This window comes from Reyranella massiliensis 521 (genome assembly GCF_000312425.1).
GTDB lineage: Bacteria > Pseudomonadota > Alphaproteobacteria > Reyranellales > Reyranellaceae > Reyranella > Reyranella massiliensis.
Genome location: NZ_HE997181.1, coordinates 1156361 through 1172380 on the forward strand (window position 1 = coordinate 1156361; position 16020 = coordinate 1172380).

Sequence of the window (16020 nt, forward strand, 5' to 3'; positions counted from 1 at the left end):
GCGCAGCTTTCAGACTTGGAGGATCTTCCCCGGGTTCATGAGGTTCTGCGGATCCAGCGCGCGCTTGATGGTGCGCATCGTGTCCAGTTCGACCTTGCTGCGGTAGTGGGCGAGGTCCTCGACCTTGAGGCGGCCGATACCATGCTCGGCCGAGATCGAGCCGCCGTGGCTCACCACGAGGTCGTAGACGGGGCCGCTGATGGCATGGTGGTAGGCCATGAACTGCGCCTTGTCCCAGCCCGGCGGCGACTGGCAGTTGAAGTGCAGGTTGCCGTCACCGACATGGCCGAAGACCACGGGCCGGCAGTCGGGCAGGGCCTTCTTCATGGCGGCAAGACCTTCGGCCATGAAGCCGGCGATGCGGCTCACCGACACCGAGATGTCGTGCTTGATCGACGGGCCTTCGCGCTTCTGGCCTTCCGAATGGTTCTCGCGGATCGCCCAGAAGGCCCGCGCCTGCGCCTCGTTCTGGGCGAGGGCGGCGTCGAGCACGAGGCCCTTTTCCATCGCTTCGCCGAGATAGGTTTCCATCTTCTCGGCAAGCCCGGTCTCGTTGGTGCCGGGCCGGCGGGCGCGCGTCGACGACCATTCGAGAAGAACGTACCAGTCGTACTTCTCCTGCAGGGGATCGGTGGAACCGGGGATGTGATCGAGCACGAAGTCGATGCCCTGGCGCGCCATCAACTCGCAGGAAGTGACGTTGTCCTCGGAGGCGGCATGCGCGCCGCTTAGCAGTTCGACGGCAGCCTCCGGCGAGGGGACGGCGATCCAGGCCGTCGCGACATCCTTTGGCTTGGGCCAGAGCCTCAGCACCGCCCTGGTGATGATGCCCAAAGTGCCCTCGGCGCCGAGATAGAGGTCGCGCAGATCGTAGCCGGTATTGTCCTTCTTTAGGGCCCGCAGACCATCCCATACCTCGCCCTGAGGCGTCACGACTTCGATCCCCAGCACGAGCTGACGCGCGTTGCCGTAGTGCAGCACCTGCACGCCTCCGGCATTGGTCGAGAGGTTGCCGCCGATGGTGCAGCTTCCCTCGGCACCGAGGCTCAGGGGAAAGAGGCGGTCGTTCTGTGCGGCGGTCTCCTGGATGGTCTTCAGGATGACGCCGGCCTCGACGGTCATCGTGTAGCCGATCGTGTCGATGTCGAGGATGCGGTTCATGCGGTTGAGCGACAGCACGATCTCGTGGCCGTCCTCGTGCGGCGTGCCGCCGCCCATCATGCCGGTATTGCCGCCCTGGGGCACGATCGCGACCTTCTCGGCCGCGCAGAGCTTCACGACGGCCGCCACCTCTTCGGTGGTGGCCGGCCGCACGATGGCCAGCGCCTTGCCGAGATAGGTCTCGCGCCAGTCGGTGAGGTAGGGGTGCTTGCCTTCCTCGTCGAGGATGAGGCCCTTGTCGCCGACGATGGCCCGCAGGCGTTCAATGAGGTCGGTCACAGTCGCAGGATCTTGCCAGGGTTCATGATGTTCTTCGGATCGAGCGCGCGCTTGATGGAGCGCATCGTGTCGAGCTCGATCTTGGAGCGGTAGTGCGCCAGCTCGTCGATCTTCTCGATGCCGATGCCGTGTTCGGCCGAGATCGAGCCTGCCATGTCGCGCACCAGATCGTTCACGCCGCGCGTGATGGCCGGCGAATACTGGTGCAGCGTCTGACGGTCCATGCCCACCGGGCCCATGAAGGAGAAGTGCAGGTTGCCGTCGCCGATATGGCCGAGCGGATAGGGGCGGATCGACGGCAGGACGTCGCAGGCCGCCTTGATGCCCTTCTCGATGAAGTCGGGGATCTTGGAGATCGAAACCGAGATGTCGTAACTGAGGCCCGGCCCTTCGGCGCGCGAGGCCGGCGCCACGGACTCGCGGATCACCCACATGTTGCGCGACTGCGCCTCGTTCTGTGCAATCACGGCATCGAGGACGCGGCCGGCTTCCATCTGGTCGGCGAGGAACTGCTCCATCTTCTCCGACATGCCCTCGGCGCCATCGGCCTTAGGCCGCGACGAGGACCATTCGAGTAGCAGGAACCACGGCGTATCGGCCTTGAGCGGGTCCTGGGTGCCCGGGATGTGCCGCAGCACCATGTCGGTGCAGGCGCGGCTCATCAGCTCACAGGAGCCGACATTGTCCTCCGAAGCGGCATGCGCTTCAGAGAGGATTTCAATGGCGGCCTGCGGATCGCGGATGGCGAGCCAGGCAGTGGCCACGTCCTTGGGGGCAGGCCACAGCTTCAGCACGGCCTTGGTGATGATTCCCAGCGTGCCTTCGGCGCCCATGAACAGGTGCTTGAGGTCGTAGCCGGTATTGTCCTTCTTCAGCGCCCGCAGCCCGTTCCAGATGTCGCCGTTCGGCAGCACGACTTCGAGGCCCATCACCAGATTGCGCGCATTGCCGTAGCGCAGCACCTGCACGCCGCCGGCGTTGGTCGAGAGATTGCCGCCGATCATGCACGAGCCCTGGGCGCCCAGGCTGAGCGGCAGGAAACGGTCGTGGCTGGCTGCCGTCTCCTGCAGGGTTTGCAGGATGCAGCCGGCTTCGACGGTCATTGAATAGCCGACCGGGTCGACGTTCAGGACCTTGTTCATGCGGCCGACCGACAGAACGATGCCGGTGTGGGACGGGTAGGGCGTGGCGCCGCCCATCAGGCCGGTGTTGCCGGCCTGGGGCACGATGGCGATGCCGTTGTCGTAGCAGAGCTTCACGACCTTGGAGACTTCCTCGACGGTCGCCGGGCGCACCACGACGGCTGCATTGCCCACGATTGAGCCGCGCCAGTCGGTGACGAAGGGCTGCTTGCCCGGTTCGTCCTGAATGAGGCCCTTGTCGCCGACGATGGCGCGCAGCGCCTCCAGGAGGGCGGGCGTGACCGGCGTGGTCGGAATGACGGGCGGGATGACGGTATCGGGCATCGTTTCCTCTAGTTTGCTGCAGACTAGCCGCGCTGGTTGGTGCCGTCATCCGCGGCGGCACGACGGAGCCTGTCGTTGATCGCAAGGCCGAGGCCCGTTTGCGGAATGGGCATGACCGCGATGCGGCCGATCCCGGGCCGGTCGAGCGCGCGCAGCATGGAGAAGAGGTTGGCTGCTGCTTCGCCGAGATCGGCGGTCGGGCTGAGATTGTAGGTCAGCATGGCGCCTGTGGGCACGGTCGGACCGAACGCCAGCAACCCCTCGTCGGCCGCAACGCTGGTCGCCTCCAGCCGCACCGGCCGCTCCGGTGCGTAGTGGCTCTGCATCTGGCCGGGCGACTTGTGCGACGCCTCGCCGGTCGGGATCGCATGGCTGAGGGCAATCGGGCCGATCACCGCCTCGATCGCTTCGCGCGTCGCGCCGCCGGGGCGCAGGAGCGTGGGCGTCGCCGTCGAGAGATCGAGCACGGTCGACTCGACGCCGACCAGGCAGGGGCCGCCATCGAGGATCATCGGCACCTTGTCGCCCAGCGACTCCGCGACATGTTCGGCCCGCGTCGGGCTTATGGCGCCGCTGCGGTTTGCCGATGGCGCCGCGATGGGACGGCCGGCGGCACGGATCAGCGCCTGCGCCACGGGATGCGAAGGCGCACGGATCGCCACCGTATCGAGACCAGCCGTCGCCAGAAGCGAGATCGGCGATCCTTCGGCACGCGGCAGCACCAGGGTCAGGGGGCCGGGCCAGAATCGGGCGGCGAGCTTGTCCGCGGTCTCGCTCCAGCGCACGAACTGCCGGGCTGCGGCCGCATCCAGCACGTGGCTGATCAGAGGATTGAACTGCGGCCGGCCCTTGGCCTCGAAGATCGCGGCAACCGCACGTTCGTTGGTCGCGTCGCCGCCCAGGCCGTAGACCGTCTCGGTCGGGAACGCGACCAGCTTGCCGTCGCGCAGAAGTGTCGCCGCTTCGGCAACCGATTGCGCTGTCGGCTCGACGACCTTCATCGCGCCGCCTTGGTGCGGGCGATGAAATGCGGATTGAGGAACGGCGGATGGCCGTAGGTCAGGGGCTTGCCGTTGACCGTCACGACTTCGCCGCCGGCCGCCTCAAGGACGCCCTGGCCGGCTGCCGTATCCCATTCGCTGGTAGGTCCGAAGCGGGGATAGATGTCGGCCCTGCCTTCGGCGATCAGGCAGAACTTGAGCGACGATCCTGCCTCCAGCCGCTCGGCGACCGTGAGGCCTTGATTGCGGAACCAGATGTCGAGGTCGCTGTAGATGGCGTGGCTGCGGCTGGCGCAGGCCGTGAGGCCTTGGGGTGGTGGCGAGCGCGTGGCGATCGCGGTGAAGGCGCCGCCGCGCTCGCGCTTGTCAGCCCCCAGAGTGGCCACGCCGCGCCACAGCAGGCCGGTCGCCGGCGCGAGCACGATGCCGAGCGTCGGCCGTCCCTCCTCGATCAGGGCGATGTTCACGGTGAACTCGCCGTTCCTCTTGATGAATTCCTTGGTGCCGTCGAGCGGATCGACCAGCCAGAACGGCCCGCCATCGAGTGTGGGCTTGCGGCCGGCTGCCATCTCTTCTTCGGCGACGATGGCGATGCCGGGCGTGAGCTCGCGCAGGCCCGCCAGGATGACCGCCTCTGCCGCGTGGTCTGCATCGGTGACAGGGCTCTTGTCGGCCTTGTTACGCACGCCGAGATCGCCGGCATAGATGCGCATGATTTCGGCGGCGGCTGCTTCCGCAATCTCGGTGCAGCTCTCGCGAAGGACGGAATACGCAGGAAGGGAACGGGTCACTGGGTCACTGCTTCAGCACGCGACCGGCGACGGCATCCAGCTTCGCGACGAGTTCGCCTGACCGTGCGGCCGGTGCCGTGATCAGCGCATGTTCCAGGGCCCGGTCGCAGCCGGCGGGGCATACTTCAGGCCGTGTCTTCTTGAGGCGCGGCGCGATCATGGTGACCAGCGTCTTGGCCTTCTCGGCATTGTCGAGCAGGACGCGCACGATGTCGGCCACCTGCACGTGGTCATGGTCGGGATGCCAGCAGTCGAAGTCGGTGACCATGGCGACGGTGACGTAGCAAATCTCCGCCTCGCGGGCGAGCTTGGCCTCCGGCATGTTGGTCATGCCGATGACGTCGCAACCCCAGCTCCGATAGAGCTTGGACTCGGCGAGGCTCGAGAACTGCGGACCTTCCATCGCGATGTAGGTGCCGCCGAGCTTCACGGGGAAACCCGCTTCCTTGGCGCAATCGTAGGCGGCCTGCGCCAGGCGATTGCAGGTCGGTTGCGCCATCGAGACGTGGGCCACCAGCCCTTCGCCGAAGAAGCTCTTCTCGCGTGCGAAGGTGCGGTCGATGAACTGGTCGACGACGACGAAGTGCCCCGGCGGCAGGTCCTCGCGCAGCGAGCCGCAGGCCGACAGCGAGAGGATGTCGGTGACACCCACGCGCTTCAGGGCGTCGATGTTCGCCCGGTAGTTGATCGAGGTCGGCGAATGGCGATGGCCGCGGCCGTGACGCGGCACGAACACGACGTCGAGCCCGTCGAGGACGCCGAACAGGAACTCGTCGGACGTCTGGCCGAAGGGCGAGGCCACCCGCCGCCACTCGGCCTTCTCAAGACCGGCGATATCGTAGACGCCACTTCCGCCCAGAATGCCCAACACCGTCATGCGCTTCTCCTCGTGGCCGTTGGTGTATCATCCCATCCTGCAAAAAGGGGAGATTTTCATGGGCAAGCTCGACGGCAAGATCACCATCGTGACGGGCGCGACCAGCGGCATCGGACGCCGCACGGTCGAGCTTTTCGTCGCGGAGGGCGCCCGCGTGGTGGCCACCGGCCGGCGTGCTGAGCTCGGCCGTTCCCTGGAGGAGGCGCTGGGCAAGGACCGCTGCGTGTTCGTACAAGCAGATGCCACGCAGGAAGACGATGTGAAGAAGGTGCTCGATACCTGCCTCTCCAAGTGGGGTCGGCTCGACTGCCTGTTCAACAATGCTGGCGGTCCGGCGCCGGTCGGTGGCATCGAAACCGTGCCGGTGGATGGCTTCGACGCCGCCATGGCCACTCTGGTGCGCTCCGTGATGCTCGGCATGAAGCATGCCGCCCCGATCATGATGAAGCAGGGTTCGGGCAGCATCATCAACAATGGCAGCGTTGCCGCCCGCCGGGCGGGCTACTCCACATCGATGATCTACAGCGCCGCCAAGGCCGCCGTGGTCCATCTCACGGTCTGCGTTTCCATGCAGCTCGGCGAGAAGGGGGTGCGGGTGAATTCGATCTCGCCCGGCGGAATCGCCACCGGCATCTTCGCCAAGGCGCTCGGACTGCCCGCCGACAAGGCCGACGGCTACGCGGAGGCGGTAAAGGCCAGCATGGCCAAGAACCAGCCGATCCCGCGCGCCGGCCTCACCGACGACATTGCCCACGCGGCCGTGTTCCTGGCCTCCGACGACTCGACCTTCATCAACGGCCACGACCTCGTGGTCGATGGCGGCCTGGTCGGCGGTCGCCTGTGGACGCCGCACCAGGAGGGCGTGAAGGCCATGCGTCAGGCCTTCGGCGTCGACGAGGTTTGACCTTGAAAACGCTGGCCGGCCGGACGGCTTTGGTCACCGGCGCCTCGCGGGGCATTGGTCGCGCGGTCGCGCTGTCGCTGGCGGAAGCGGGGGCGGCCGTCGCCGTGAACTACCGCGAACGAGCCGCCGACGCGCGCGACGTCGTTGCTGCGATCCGGCGCAATGGCGGCAAGGCCATGGACGTCGCCGCCGACGTGTCCGATGCCCGCGCCGTTGCCGAGATGGTAGCAGCAGTGGAGCACGAGCTGGGGCCGGTCGACGTGCTGGTGAACAATGCCGGCCTCGCGATCATCCGAAGCATCGACGATCTCACCGAGGAGGAGTTCGACCGCACGATTGCGGTGAACCTGAAATCGGCCTTTCTCTGCACCAAGGCCGTCCTGCCCGGCATGCGGGCGCGAAAGTGGGGCCGCATCGTCAACATTTCTTCCGGCGCAGCACGCGGCGCGGGAGGCATCGGGCCGCACTACAATGCCTCCAAGGCTGGCATGGAAGGCTTGACCCGCGGCTACGCCGCCCGCGTCGTGAAGGACGGCGTCACCGTCAACGCCGTGGCGCCCTCGCTGATCGAGACCGACATGGTGCGTGCCGGTCTCGCCTCGTCGCCGGATCGCATTCCGCTGGGCCGTTTCGGCACGGCGGAGGAATGCGCCCAGGCCGTGCTGATGGTGATCGGCAACGCCTACATGACCGGCCAGACGGTGGCGCTGAGCGGCGGCCTATCGTTTCTCTAGCTATGCCTTCGGCTCCACGTGGCCGCCGAAGGCGTGGCGCATGGCGGACAGCAGCTTGTTCGCCGTGCCTTCCTTGTCGCGTGAACGAAACCGGGCGTAGAGCGCCGCCGACAGCACGTCCGCGGGCACGGCCTCCTCGATGGCGGTATTGATCGTCCAGCGACCTTCGCCCGAATCCTCGACGAAGCCCGAATATCTGCCGAGCGCCGGATCCTCGGCCAGCGCCGATGCCGTGAGGTCGAGCAGCCAGGAGCTGACCACGCTGCCACGCCGCCAGACCTCGGCAATGTCGGCGAGATCGAAGTCGTAGCGCCGCTCCTCGGGTATGTGCGGGGAGGAGGCCTTCTTCAGGATCTCGAAGCCTTCGGCGAAGGCCTGCATCATGCCGTACTCGATGCCGTTATGGATCATCTTCACGAAGTGGCCGGCGCCGCTCGGGCCGCAGTGCAGGTAACCGCGCTCGACGCGGGGGTCGCGGTCCTCGCGATGCGAGGTCTTGGCGATCGTGCCTTCTCCCGGGGACAGGGCACGGAAGATCGGGTCGAGCCGGTCGACGGCTTCCCTGGGGCCGCCGATCATCAGGCAGTAGCCGCGCTCCAGACCCCAGACGCCGCCGCTGGTGCCGCAGTCGAGATAGTGGATGCCCTTGGCTTTCATAGCGCCGGCGCGGCGCACATCGTCCTGAAAGAACGTGTTGCCGCCGTCGATGATCGTATCGCCGGGTTCGAGCAACGCGCCCAGTCGCGCGACGGTTTGCTCGGTGATCTCGCCCGCCGGCAGCATCACCCAGACGGCCCGCGGCGTGGCGAGGCGCCGCACCAGGTCGGCGAGATCGGCGCCACCCTGGACAGGTTCGTCAGCCAGAGAGGCGACCGCCGCCGGATTTTCGTCGAACACGATGCATTCGTGTCCCTGCCGCGCCAGGCGCCGCACGAGATTGCCTCCCATGCGTCCCAGGCCGACCATGCCAAGCTGCATCCGTCTCTCCCGTTCGTTTTCCGAGCCGGGCCCATGATAGGCTCGCCGCCAATGAAGACCATCATCGTCGTCATGGGCGTGTCGGGTTCGGGCAAGACGACCGTCGCTGCCATGCTGGCAGGGGCGCTGGGTGCGCGTTTCCTCGAAGGCGACGACGTGCACCCGCGCGCCAACGTCGAGAAGATGAAGAGCGGCACGCCGCTCACGGATGCCGACCGGCTGCCCTGGCTGCAATCGATTGCACGCGAGATCGACGACTGGCGGGCCCAGGGCGAGAAGGGCGTGGTCACCTGCTCGGCGCTGAAACGGGCCTATCGCGCGATCATCGTCGGTGATCGGCCGGAGGTGGCGCTTGTCTATCTCAGAGGTTCGAGGGAACTCATCCAGCACCGCATGGCGGCCCGACACGAACACTTCATGCCGGTGGGCCTGCTCGACAGCCAGTTCGCGACCCTCCAGCAACCCGAGCCCGACGAGCATCCGATCATCGTCGACGTCCACGGCGGGCCGTCCGACATCGTTGCGGAGATCATGCGCCGGCTGGGGGCGTGACGCTCGTCACTCTCGAACGGGAGGACCCTCCAGCACCAACGGCGCATCGACGGCGGGCTTCACGCCGGGATCGAGGCGGGCGCAGCCCGCGCTCAGCCCATCGCCCGGTGTCTTCTCGACCGGCGCGATGAAGAGCGCAGAGACTTTCAGTTCACCGATCTTGAGGCGCGCTTCGCTCAGCCATCGCGTGGCGCGCATCGAGGCGCCGCCCTTGTCGAGCCGGATCCAGCCGCAGAGCAGGGTGCTCTCCCCCGATGGGTCGATACGCACATAGGCCCGGTCGTCGCCCTTGAACGAGCCGCCGGCCGTATTCACCCGCCATTCGAAGGGCACGGCGCGATAGAGCTTCGCGTCTTCGACCGACACGTCAGTGCCGCCGATATAGTCGGTCCGCGCCAGCGATGGATCGCGCAGCCAGCCTTTGTGAGCCGCGAACCCTAGGCCAAGCAGCACGACACCGAGCAACAGGATCGCCCAACGGGGCATCGAGGTGAGATGCATGGTCAGGCCAGGATCGTCGTCAGGCCACCGTCGACCACCAGCGTATGGCCGGTGATGTAGGCGCCGGCGTCGGAGGCCAGGAGCAGCAGCGCCCCGCGCAGGTCTTCGGGCTTGCCCCAGCGGCTGGCGGCGGTACGGCGCTCAAGCATGTCGCTGAAGTCCTTGTTCTTCTGCAGCGCCACGTTGATCTCCGTGCGGATGTAGCCCGGTGCGATGGCGTTCACAGTGATGTTCGGACCGAGTTCCGCTGCCAGCGTCTTGGTGAGGCCGACGACACCATGCTTGGCCGCGACATAGCCCGCCACCGAGGCGCGGCCGAGGATCGCCATGACCGAGGAGATGTTGACGATGCGGCCGTACTTACGCTTCAGCATGTGGCGCCCGACTTCGCGCGCCACGACGAACTGGGCGACGAGGTCGGTCTCGACCGTCTTGCGAAATGTCTCGGTCGGCGTGTCGACGGCATCCTGCCGATAGAGGATGCCGGCATTGTTGATCAGCACGTCGATGCGTCGATGCCGGCGCACGATTGCATCGACCTGCTGGCAAACGGCCGCCTCGTCGGTGATATCGAGCGGCACGACGTGGGCCTTGCCGCCCTTGCGCGTGATCGCCCGCACGGTGGTCTCGAGTTCCTTCACGGTGCGGCCGGCGCAGAGCACGGTGGCGCCTGCACCCGCCAGGGTCTGCGCCATGTCGCGGCCCAGCCCGCGCGAGGCACCCGTCAACAGAACGACGCGCCCCTTCATCGAAAACAGATCGGCCATGTTTCGCCCGCGCTCCCGTTGCTCTCGTTGCTTTGCCTTGGTGGCCGATCCTAGCCTATGAAAGGGGCCGCGAGATATCGGGAGAGAAGCATGGCGAAATCGAACAAGGTCGCAATCGTGACGGGCTCGGCAACAGGGCTGGGCGCTGCATGCGCGGTCGATCTGGCGGGCCGCGGCTGGAACGTCGTGATCAACTACACCAAGAGCAAGAAGGAAGCCGACGCGACCTACGAGGCGGTGAAGGCCAAGGGCGTCGGGGCCATCCTGGTGCAGGCCGATATGGGCCAAGATGCGGACTGCAAGAAGCTCGCCGCCGAGACGATGAAGAAGTGGGGTCGCATCGACGGCCTGATCAACAATGCCGGCACGACCAAGTTCCAGAACCAGGGCGACCTTGACGGCGTGACGCCGGAAGACTTCGACCGCATCCTGCGCGTCAACGTCACCGGCCCCTACATGATGAGCCGCGCGGTCTATCCCACGATGAAGAAGCAGTGGGACGAGAACCAGGATCGCGGCTCGATCGTGAATATCTCGTCGATTGCAGGCGTGATGGGCGTCGGCACGTCGATCCCCTATGCAGCCTCGAAGGGGGCGCTCAACACCCTGACATTATCCCTGGCGCGCTGGTTCGGGCCGGCGGTCCGCGTGAACACCGTGTGCCCCGGCTTCATCCAGACACGCTGGCTGCTGGGCGCCCTGGGAGAGGAGAACTACGAGAAGCTGAAGCAAGCCCAGGAACAGACAACGCCGTTGCGCCAGGCCGGCACGCCCGAGCAGATGGCCGAAGCGGCGATCTTCTTCCTCACCAGCGCCAGCAACATCACCGGCGAATTCCTGATCGTCGATGCCGGCACGCATCTCGGCGGCCTGCCGATGAAGGGCCGGTAGTCCGCGCCCGACGGTCAGTCCGCCGCGTCATTTGCCGCGGCGGCGTGCGCACGTGCGAAGGCTTCGGCGGCTTTGTGGACATGGCGGGTCGCCAGCAAAGCCGCCAACTCCTCGTCGCCGTCGATCACGGCGGCGAGGATGCCGGCATGTTCCTTCCAGTCCTCGCGGGCGCGGTCGCGGCCGTTGATGGCGAAGGCGATGCTGGTGCGTTCGCGCAGGGAGCGCATGATCTCCGTCAGCACCGAGTTGCGACTGGCCTCGGCCAGCCGCTCGTGAAATTCGCCGTTCAGCCGCGCGAGCTGTTCGGGCGTGCCGGTTTCGGCGGCCTCGTTGCCATGCTTCAGCGTCTCGCGTAGCTCGGCCACGATCTCGGGATCGTGACGGCGCGCGGCCAGGCGGGCGTTCTGGCCCTCCAGCAGGGCGCGAACTTCGACAAGCTCGGCCACAATCTGCGGCGTTATCTCGGCCACGGTGGCGCCGCGGCGCGGCTCCAGCCGCACCAGCCCTTCGATGGAAAGGCCGAGCAGGGCCTCGCGTACCGGGACGCGCGACACGCCGAGATCGGCGGAGAGCCTGTCCTCGACCAGACGCTCGCCGGGACGGAACTTGCCTTCCAGGATCTGGCCGCGGATCTGGTCGCTGACGACCTTGCTGAGGGAGGTGCGGTCGGCCGCCATGATCAGGCCTTCAAAGTTGCCATGAAGGCGGCGATGCCCGCTTCGCAGCAGGCGATGTCCTGTTCGCCGTTGCCGCCGGAGGCTGCGACGGAGCCGACGCATTGGCCATCCACGAAGATCGGGAAGCCGCCCACGAACACCGTGAAGCGGCCTTCGTGCTGGGTGAAGATGCCGAACGCCTCCTCACCGGGATAGGCGTTCTTGTAGTTGTCGGTGCGCTTCCGATGCCCCGCTGCGGTGAACGCCTTGTTCATGGCGATCTGCACGCTTGTCACCTTGCCGCCGTCGAGCCGTCGGAGCGCAATCGGATAGCCGGCATTGTCGGCCACGCAGAGGACCTCGGGAATGCCGAGCTCCTCCGCCTTCTTCTGCGCCGCGTCGAGGATGGTATGTGCCTCGGCGAGGGTGAGGGTCTTGTAGGTATGCACGCTTCGATCCCTGGCTACGCGACAATGTTAGGCCGCGAGCTTCTTACCTTCGGCCTGCGGCTGCACCAGGAACTTGCGATAGAGGCCGTCGAGGTAGAGACGGCGCATCATGGTCGCTTCCTTGACGAGCCGGACGCAGGCGGTGCGCTGTTCGTCGGTGGTGGCGTACTTTTCCACGATCTCGAAGCCTTTCTCGCCGTGCTCGGCATCGGCCACGATATGCAGGGTGAAGAAGGTCACCTCGTCTTCGGCGAAGCCATACTTCTCGAGGAGCGGCGGGGTGGTCTTGCTGTAGATGCGCGGCACCTGGCTTTCGAGTCCAATCAAGAGGCCCGACAGCGCTTCGACGAAAGGCTTGTGGGCCTGCATGGCGCACCAGCTTTGTAGCCCCATGGTTTCGGGCAGCAGCTCGCCGTTGGTCTGGGCTGCCAGCACTTCCGAGCGCTTCATGCCGCAGGTCTCGGCGAAGTCGAGCAGGAGATCGGAATGGCGCACGGCCGCGAAGTCGCCGGAGCCCACGAAGCCTTCCTCCTCGGTGATGTTCTCCAGCAGGAAGTGCTGCACGTCCCAGTGCGGGCAGGAGGCGTAGACGACTCCCAGCCACTCCGAGAAGTGGCTCACATAATGGAAGTGCTGCTTCACCCATTCGCCCAGCAGCCGCCGGTCGAGCTTGCCCGAGGTCCAGGCCTCGCTCCAGGGATGCACGGCCGAATGACGCTGTTCGATCGCTTCTTCGAGAGCCTGACGGAACGCACTCTTTGCCATGTGAGGCCTCCTTCGGTTGGAAGCAAAATCGTATACAATTATGCAGGTATGAGTCAAAATTGAATCTGAATTCGGCAGTATTGTATACTAAAGCACATGAAAACTCCGGACTACACTGCCGGCGAGGCCTTCCAGACTGAGAAGCACACTGTCTTCTCGGGCAACTGGCTGCCGCTCTGCGCGGCGGCCCAGATCGGGCGTACGGGGGAATTTCTGGCGGCGAGTGTTGGGGGCTGGAGTGTCTTTGGCGTTCGTGACGGGGAAGGTGTCGTGCGCGTCCTGCGCAACGCCTGCCGGCACCAGAACATGCAGGTCGTGGGGACGCCGTCGGGGAACTGCCAAAGCTTTCGCTGTCGCTTCCACGGCTGGACCTACGATCTTCAGGGCCGCTTTCTCAGAGCCCCGGCGCCGGTCGCACCGAAGGATCCGCAGTCGGCGGATCTGCACCTCGCGAGCCTGGCGACGACGACCGTGTCGGGCATTGTTTTCTTCAGCCTGAGTTCGCCGCCGGCCATCGCTGGGATCGACGCGGACGTGCCGGCCTATGGCGGCACGTCGGTGACGGACATCGCCTGCAACTGGAAGGTCTGTGTCGAGCATCTGCTCGCCGAGCATGAACCGTCGCCTGACTTCGTGTGGCGCTGGCCGTTACTGGTGATGCGGCGGGCGGGAGCGCTGGCGATCGTCGAGCAGGTCGTGCCGCACACTTTCCTGCGCACACGACTCTTCACCCATGTCTTCGGCGGCGCTGTCGAAGCGCACGCTCAGGCCGCCGATCTCATCAAGCAAGCCTGCGAGCAGTTGCAGGCGGATCGTGCGGGCGGCGTGATGTGCGCGAAGGAAAGCACGTTGGTCGTCGATTTCCACCGTCGTCTAGCATCGGCCTATGCGCAGGAGCCGGCGGCAACCTGAACGTGCTGCGGCGAGGCTCGACGGGAGAAGGGGTTTTCTTTTCGGATAATCTCCCCTCATGAAGCGCCGCAACTCTTCTCCATGGCGCGCAAAGGCGGCAGGCCCAAAATCATCCGAACACATTCGGAGGTTTTGCCCCTATGACGCTGCAAGAGAATCTCGACATCCTTTCCAACCTGTCCCACGTCACCGCTGACATGAACTATCTCGTTCCGATGGCGGAGCGGCCGCGCAACTATACGTTCGAGCCGCCGGCCGGCGTGCCGCGCACCAATGCTGAACACGAGGCGCATGCGGTGAAGATCCGCGACGCGCGGCCCATCGCCGGGCACGTGTCGCTCGACGCCAACGGATTCGCGCTGCTGCAGCATCGCAGCGCCGTAAAGGACTTCTTCGACGATGAAGAAGTGCGCCGTGTCTACTATCCCGAGGTCGAGCGCCTCGTGAAGCAGGCGACGGGTGCCTATCGCGTCCACATCTTCGATCATACGACTCGCCGCCGCGTGCCCGACGCCGAGACGCAGGCTGATGCGCCGCGTCAGCCGGTGCGCCGTGTCCATATCGACCATACCGCGCGGTCCGGGCCACAGCGCGTGCGCGACCTGCTGCCGGACGAGGCGGAGGAACTGCTGAAGGACCGTGTACAGGTCATCAACCTGTGGCGGCCGATCAAGGGACCGTTGCAGGATTCACCGCTCGCCGTGTGCGACGCGACGACCATCCATTCCGACGACCTGGTGCCGTCCGATCTCGTCTATCCGCATCGCGTCGGCGAGACCTATTCGGTGAAGTACAATCCGACGCATCGCTGGTACTACGTGCCGCAGATGCAGACAGACGAGGCGCTTCTCCTGAAGTGCTCCGATACGTCGACCGGCGTTCCGGCGCGCTTCACGCCGCACAGCGCCTTCACCGATCCGACCGCGGCCGCCGACGCGCCGCCGCGCGAGAGCATCGAGGTGCGGACGCTGGTCTTTCACCGCAGCTAGGGCAGGGCGAGGGCGTGCTGGACGACCGGCACGTCCTCAGTCCCTACACCGGGATTTCGTGGCCGCGGCCGATGTTGCGGATGATCTCGGTGAGGTGCGGCTTCACCTCAAGCAGTGCCTTGCGATAGGCGACAAGCCCCCGCAGCATCGCGCCGTCGCGCTTCAGGAGCGTGTCGGCAAACTCGACCATGCGCGTGTTGGGCCAGCCGTGCTTGCGCAGTTCAAGCAGCTTCAGGAAGGCTTGTTCTTCGTAGCCCGGTGCGTTCTGCGCCATGAGGATGGCGGCCGCCGCGGTCGAGCGCGACACGCCGGCGTGGCAATGCACCAGCACATGACCGTCGGGCCGCGCATGGACGCGTTCGCCGAACGCCAGAACCTTCTCGATATGCGCCGGCGTGCAGGCCTCGAAGCCTGGATACTCCGCCACCACGTCGTCGAAGCGGATCAGCTCGTGGTCGATCTCGAAGTAGTCGTCGAGCGCCAGCGGGCGTGGCTCGTGGGTGTCGATGATCGACAAGACGTGGCTGACGCCGACCGAGCAATGCTGCGACAACTCGGGGATGCCGCAGATCGTGACCTTGAACGGGGGAAGGGACATGGGATCCACTCTATAGTAAGCCGCGGGTCATGTGCAGGCCGATGCCCAGCAAGCCGACCAGGAAGATGCGACGGAACATCTCGGGCGACAGCGCTTCGCGCGACTTCTGGCCGATCCAGACGCCAATCGACGTCGGTATCACCGCCGCAAAGCCGCCGATGGTATTGGTCGCGTCGAAGGCGCCCTGCCGGAAAAGTGCCAGGCTGAGCGCACCGATCAGGAAGATGAACATGATGCCCAATGCCTGAACGAGATCGTTCTTGTTGATGTCGAGCGACTGCATGTAGGGCAGGAAGGGAACGGCGGAGATGCCGGTGACGCCGGCAATGGCGCCGCTGGAAATGCCGATCAATGGATTGGCCCAGCGCTCGGTCTCGATAGACACTTTCGGCCGCCAGGCGAGCAGGGCAACCACCGAGTAGGCCGCCAGCATCACGCCGAGCCAGGCCGTGGCACGAGCCGACCCCAATTGCCCCAGCGTAGCGGCGACGAAGAGCAGAGCGGCGACACCGGGAGCGGCGAGGGTCCAGAAACGGCGGAACAGGCGCCAGAAGCCGCCACCATAGATCGCCTGCCAGACGTTCGTGATCAGTGTCGGGATGGTCATGATCGCCAGCGAATCCTCGAGCGGGATTGCGAGTGTCATGAGCCCGATGGCGATGGGCGGGAGGCCGATGCCGATGGCGCCCTTGGCGATCCCGGCGACGATGAACGCGCCGGCAATCACCAGCATCTGCACTTCGGTCATT

General features: G+C 65.9%; 19 protein-coding genes. 6 read left to right on the top strand and 13 right to left on the bottom strand.

Annotated elements, in window-relative coordinates; all coding sequences use genetic code 11:
• Positions 1-9: 9 nt before the first annotated feature.
• From BN60_RS05710 to BN60_RS05730, 5 genes are read right to left on the bottom strand one after another with little or no spacing between them, the layout of a single operon-like run.
• Positions 10-1440: an FAD-binding oxidoreductase gene (locus BN60_RS05710; RefSeq protein ID WP_020695040.1), complete on the bottom strand. Its 1431-nt coding sequence runs from the start codon at positions 1438-1440 to the stop codon at positions 10-12.
• Complete coding sequence (locus BN60_RS05715; protein WP_020695041.1) at positions 1437-2906, bottom strand: FAD-binding oxidoreductase; 1470 nt, start codon at positions 2904-2906, stop codon at positions 1437-1439. The genes BN60_RS05710 and BN60_RS05715 overlap by 4 nt, the downstream gene beginning before the upstream one ends.
• Positions 2907-2929: 23 nt before the next feature.
• Positions 2930-3907 (bottom strand): L-threonylcarbamoyladenylate synthase, encoded by a 978-nt coding sequence (locus BN60_RS05720; protein ID WP_020695042.1) that lies wholly within the window; start codon positions 3905-3907, stop codon positions 2930-2932.
• Positions 3904-4698, bottom strand: coding sequence for a 3'(2'),5'-bisphosphate nucleotidase CysQ (gene cysQ / locus BN60_RS05725; protein WP_020695043.1), 795 nt, complete (start codon positions 4696-4698; stop codon positions 3904-3906). Before cysQ ends, BN60_RS05720 begins: the two co-directional genes overlap by 4 nt.
• A 4-nt stretch (positions 4699-4702) precedes the next feature.
• On the bottom strand, positions 4703-5575 hold the full coding sequence (locus BN60_RS05730; protein ID WP_020695044.1) for an S-methyl-5'-thioadenosine phosphorylase: 873 nt from the start codon (positions 5573-5575) through the stop codon (positions 4703-4705).
• A gap of 58 nt (positions 5576-5633) precedes the next feature.
• Here BN60_RS05730 and BN60_RS05735 point away from each other — a divergent pair, with 58 nt between their 5' ends.
• Positions 5634-6479, top strand: coding sequence for an SDR family NAD(P)-dependent oxidoreductase (locus tag BN60_RS05735; RefSeq protein ID WP_020695045.1), 846 nt, complete (start codon positions 5634-5636; stop codon positions 6477-6479).
• A 2-nt stretch (positions 6480-6481) separates the two neighbouring features.
• Complete coding sequence (locus BN60_RS05740) at positions 6482-7213, top strand: SDR family NAD(P)-dependent oxidoreductase (RefSeq protein ID WP_043283657.1); 732 nt, start codon at positions 6482-6484, stop codon at positions 7211-7213.
• Here the strand turns inward: BN60_RS05740 and gnd are convergent, their stop codons facing one another.
• Positions 7214-8191, bottom strand: coding sequence for a phosphogluconate dehydrogenase (NAD(+)-dependent, decarboxylating) (gene gnd, locus BN60_RS05745; RefSeq protein WP_020695047.1), 978 nt, complete (start codon positions 8189-8191; stop codon positions 7214-7216).
• Between the two features lie 51 nt (positions 8192-8242).
• On the opposite strand from gnd, the gene BN60_RS05750 reads away from it, so the two are divergent.
• Complete coding sequence (locus BN60_RS05750) at positions 8243-8743, top strand: gluconokinase (RefSeq protein WP_020695048.1); 501 nt, start codon at positions 8243-8245, stop codon at positions 8741-8743.
• A 6-nt stretch (positions 8744-8749) separates the two neighbouring features.
• Here BN60_RS05750 and BN60_RS05755 read toward each other — a convergent pair whose 3' ends face one another.
• Together BN60_RS05755 and BN60_RS05760 are read right to left on the bottom strand one after the other, a co-directional pair.
• Positions 8750-9244 (bottom strand): hypothetical protein, encoded by a 495-nt coding sequence (locus tag BN60_RS05755; RefSeq protein WP_020695049.1) that lies wholly within the window; start codon positions 9242-9244, stop codon positions 8750-8752.
• Between the two features lie 2 nt (positions 9245-9246).
• The gene (locus BN60_RS05760) at positions 9247-10011 is read right to left on the bottom strand and encodes an SDR family NAD(P)-dependent oxidoreductase (RefSeq protein ID WP_020695050.1); all 765 of its coding nucleotides are present in this window, start codon (positions 10009-10011) and stop codon (positions 9247-9249) included.
• A gap of 90 nt (positions 10012-10101) precedes the next feature.
• On the opposite strand from BN60_RS05760, the gene BN60_RS05765 reads away from it, so the two are divergent.
• The gene (locus BN60_RS05765; protein WP_020695051.1) at positions 10102-10902 is read left to right on the top strand and encodes an SDR family NAD(P)-dependent oxidoreductase; all 801 of its coding nucleotides are present in this window, start codon (positions 10102-10104) and stop codon (positions 10900-10902) included.
• A gap of 14 nt (positions 10903-10916) precedes the next feature.
• Here the strand turns inward: BN60_RS05765 and BN60_RS05770 are convergent, their stop codons facing one another.
• Genes BN60_RS05770 through BN60_RS05780 form a run of 3 tightly spaced genes read right to left on the bottom strand, consistent with a single transcriptional unit; the run spans position 10917 to position 12772 of the window.
• On the bottom strand, positions 10917-11579 hold the full coding sequence (locus BN60_RS05770) for a GntR family transcriptional regulator (RefSeq protein ID WP_020695052.1): 663 nt from the start codon (positions 11577-11579) through the stop codon (positions 10917-10919).
• A 2-nt stretch (positions 11580-11581) separates the two neighbouring features.
• Positions 11582-12007: a GlcG/HbpS family heme-binding protein gene (locus tag BN60_RS05775; protein WP_020695053.1), complete on the bottom strand. Its 426-nt coding sequence runs from the start codon at positions 12005-12007 to the stop codon at positions 11582-11584.
• A gap of 27 nt (positions 12008-12034) precedes the next feature.
• Positions 12035-12772 (bottom strand): iron-containing redox enzyme family protein, encoded by a 738-nt coding sequence (locus BN60_RS05780; RefSeq protein ID WP_020695054.1) that lies wholly within the window; start codon positions 12770-12772, stop codon positions 12035-12037.
• A 96-nt stretch (positions 12773-12868) separates the two neighbouring features.
• On the opposite strand from BN60_RS05780, the gene BN60_RS05785 reads away from it, so the two are divergent.
• Both BN60_RS05785 and BN60_RS05790 read left to right on the top strand, forming a co-directional pair.
• Positions 12869-13684, top strand: coding sequence for an aromatic ring-hydroxylating oxygenase subunit alpha (locus tag BN60_RS05785; protein ID WP_020695055.1), 816 nt, complete (start codon positions 12869-12871; stop codon positions 13682-13684).
• 140 nt (positions 13685-13824) lie between these two features.
• Positions 13825-14673: a CmcJ/NvfI family oxidoreductase gene (locus BN60_RS05790; protein ID WP_020695056.1), complete on the top strand. Its 849-nt coding sequence runs from the start codon at positions 13825-13827 to the stop codon at positions 14671-14673.
• Between the two features lie 43 nt (positions 14674-14716).
• Here BN60_RS05790 and BN60_RS05795 read toward each other — a convergent pair whose 3' ends face one another.
• On the bottom strand, positions 14717-15271 hold the full coding sequence (locus tag BN60_RS05795; RefSeq protein ID WP_020695057.1) for a tyrosine phosphatase family protein: 555 nt from the start codon (positions 15269-15271) through the stop codon (positions 14717-14719).
• Positions 15272-15281: 10 nt separating this feature from the next.
• On the bottom strand, positions 15282-16019 hold the full coding sequence (locus tag BN60_RS05800; RefSeq protein WP_020695058.1) for a sulfite exporter TauE/SafE family protein: 738 nt from the start codon (positions 16017-16019) through the stop codon (positions 15282-15284).
• Between the last annotated feature and the right edge of the window lies 1 nt (position 16020).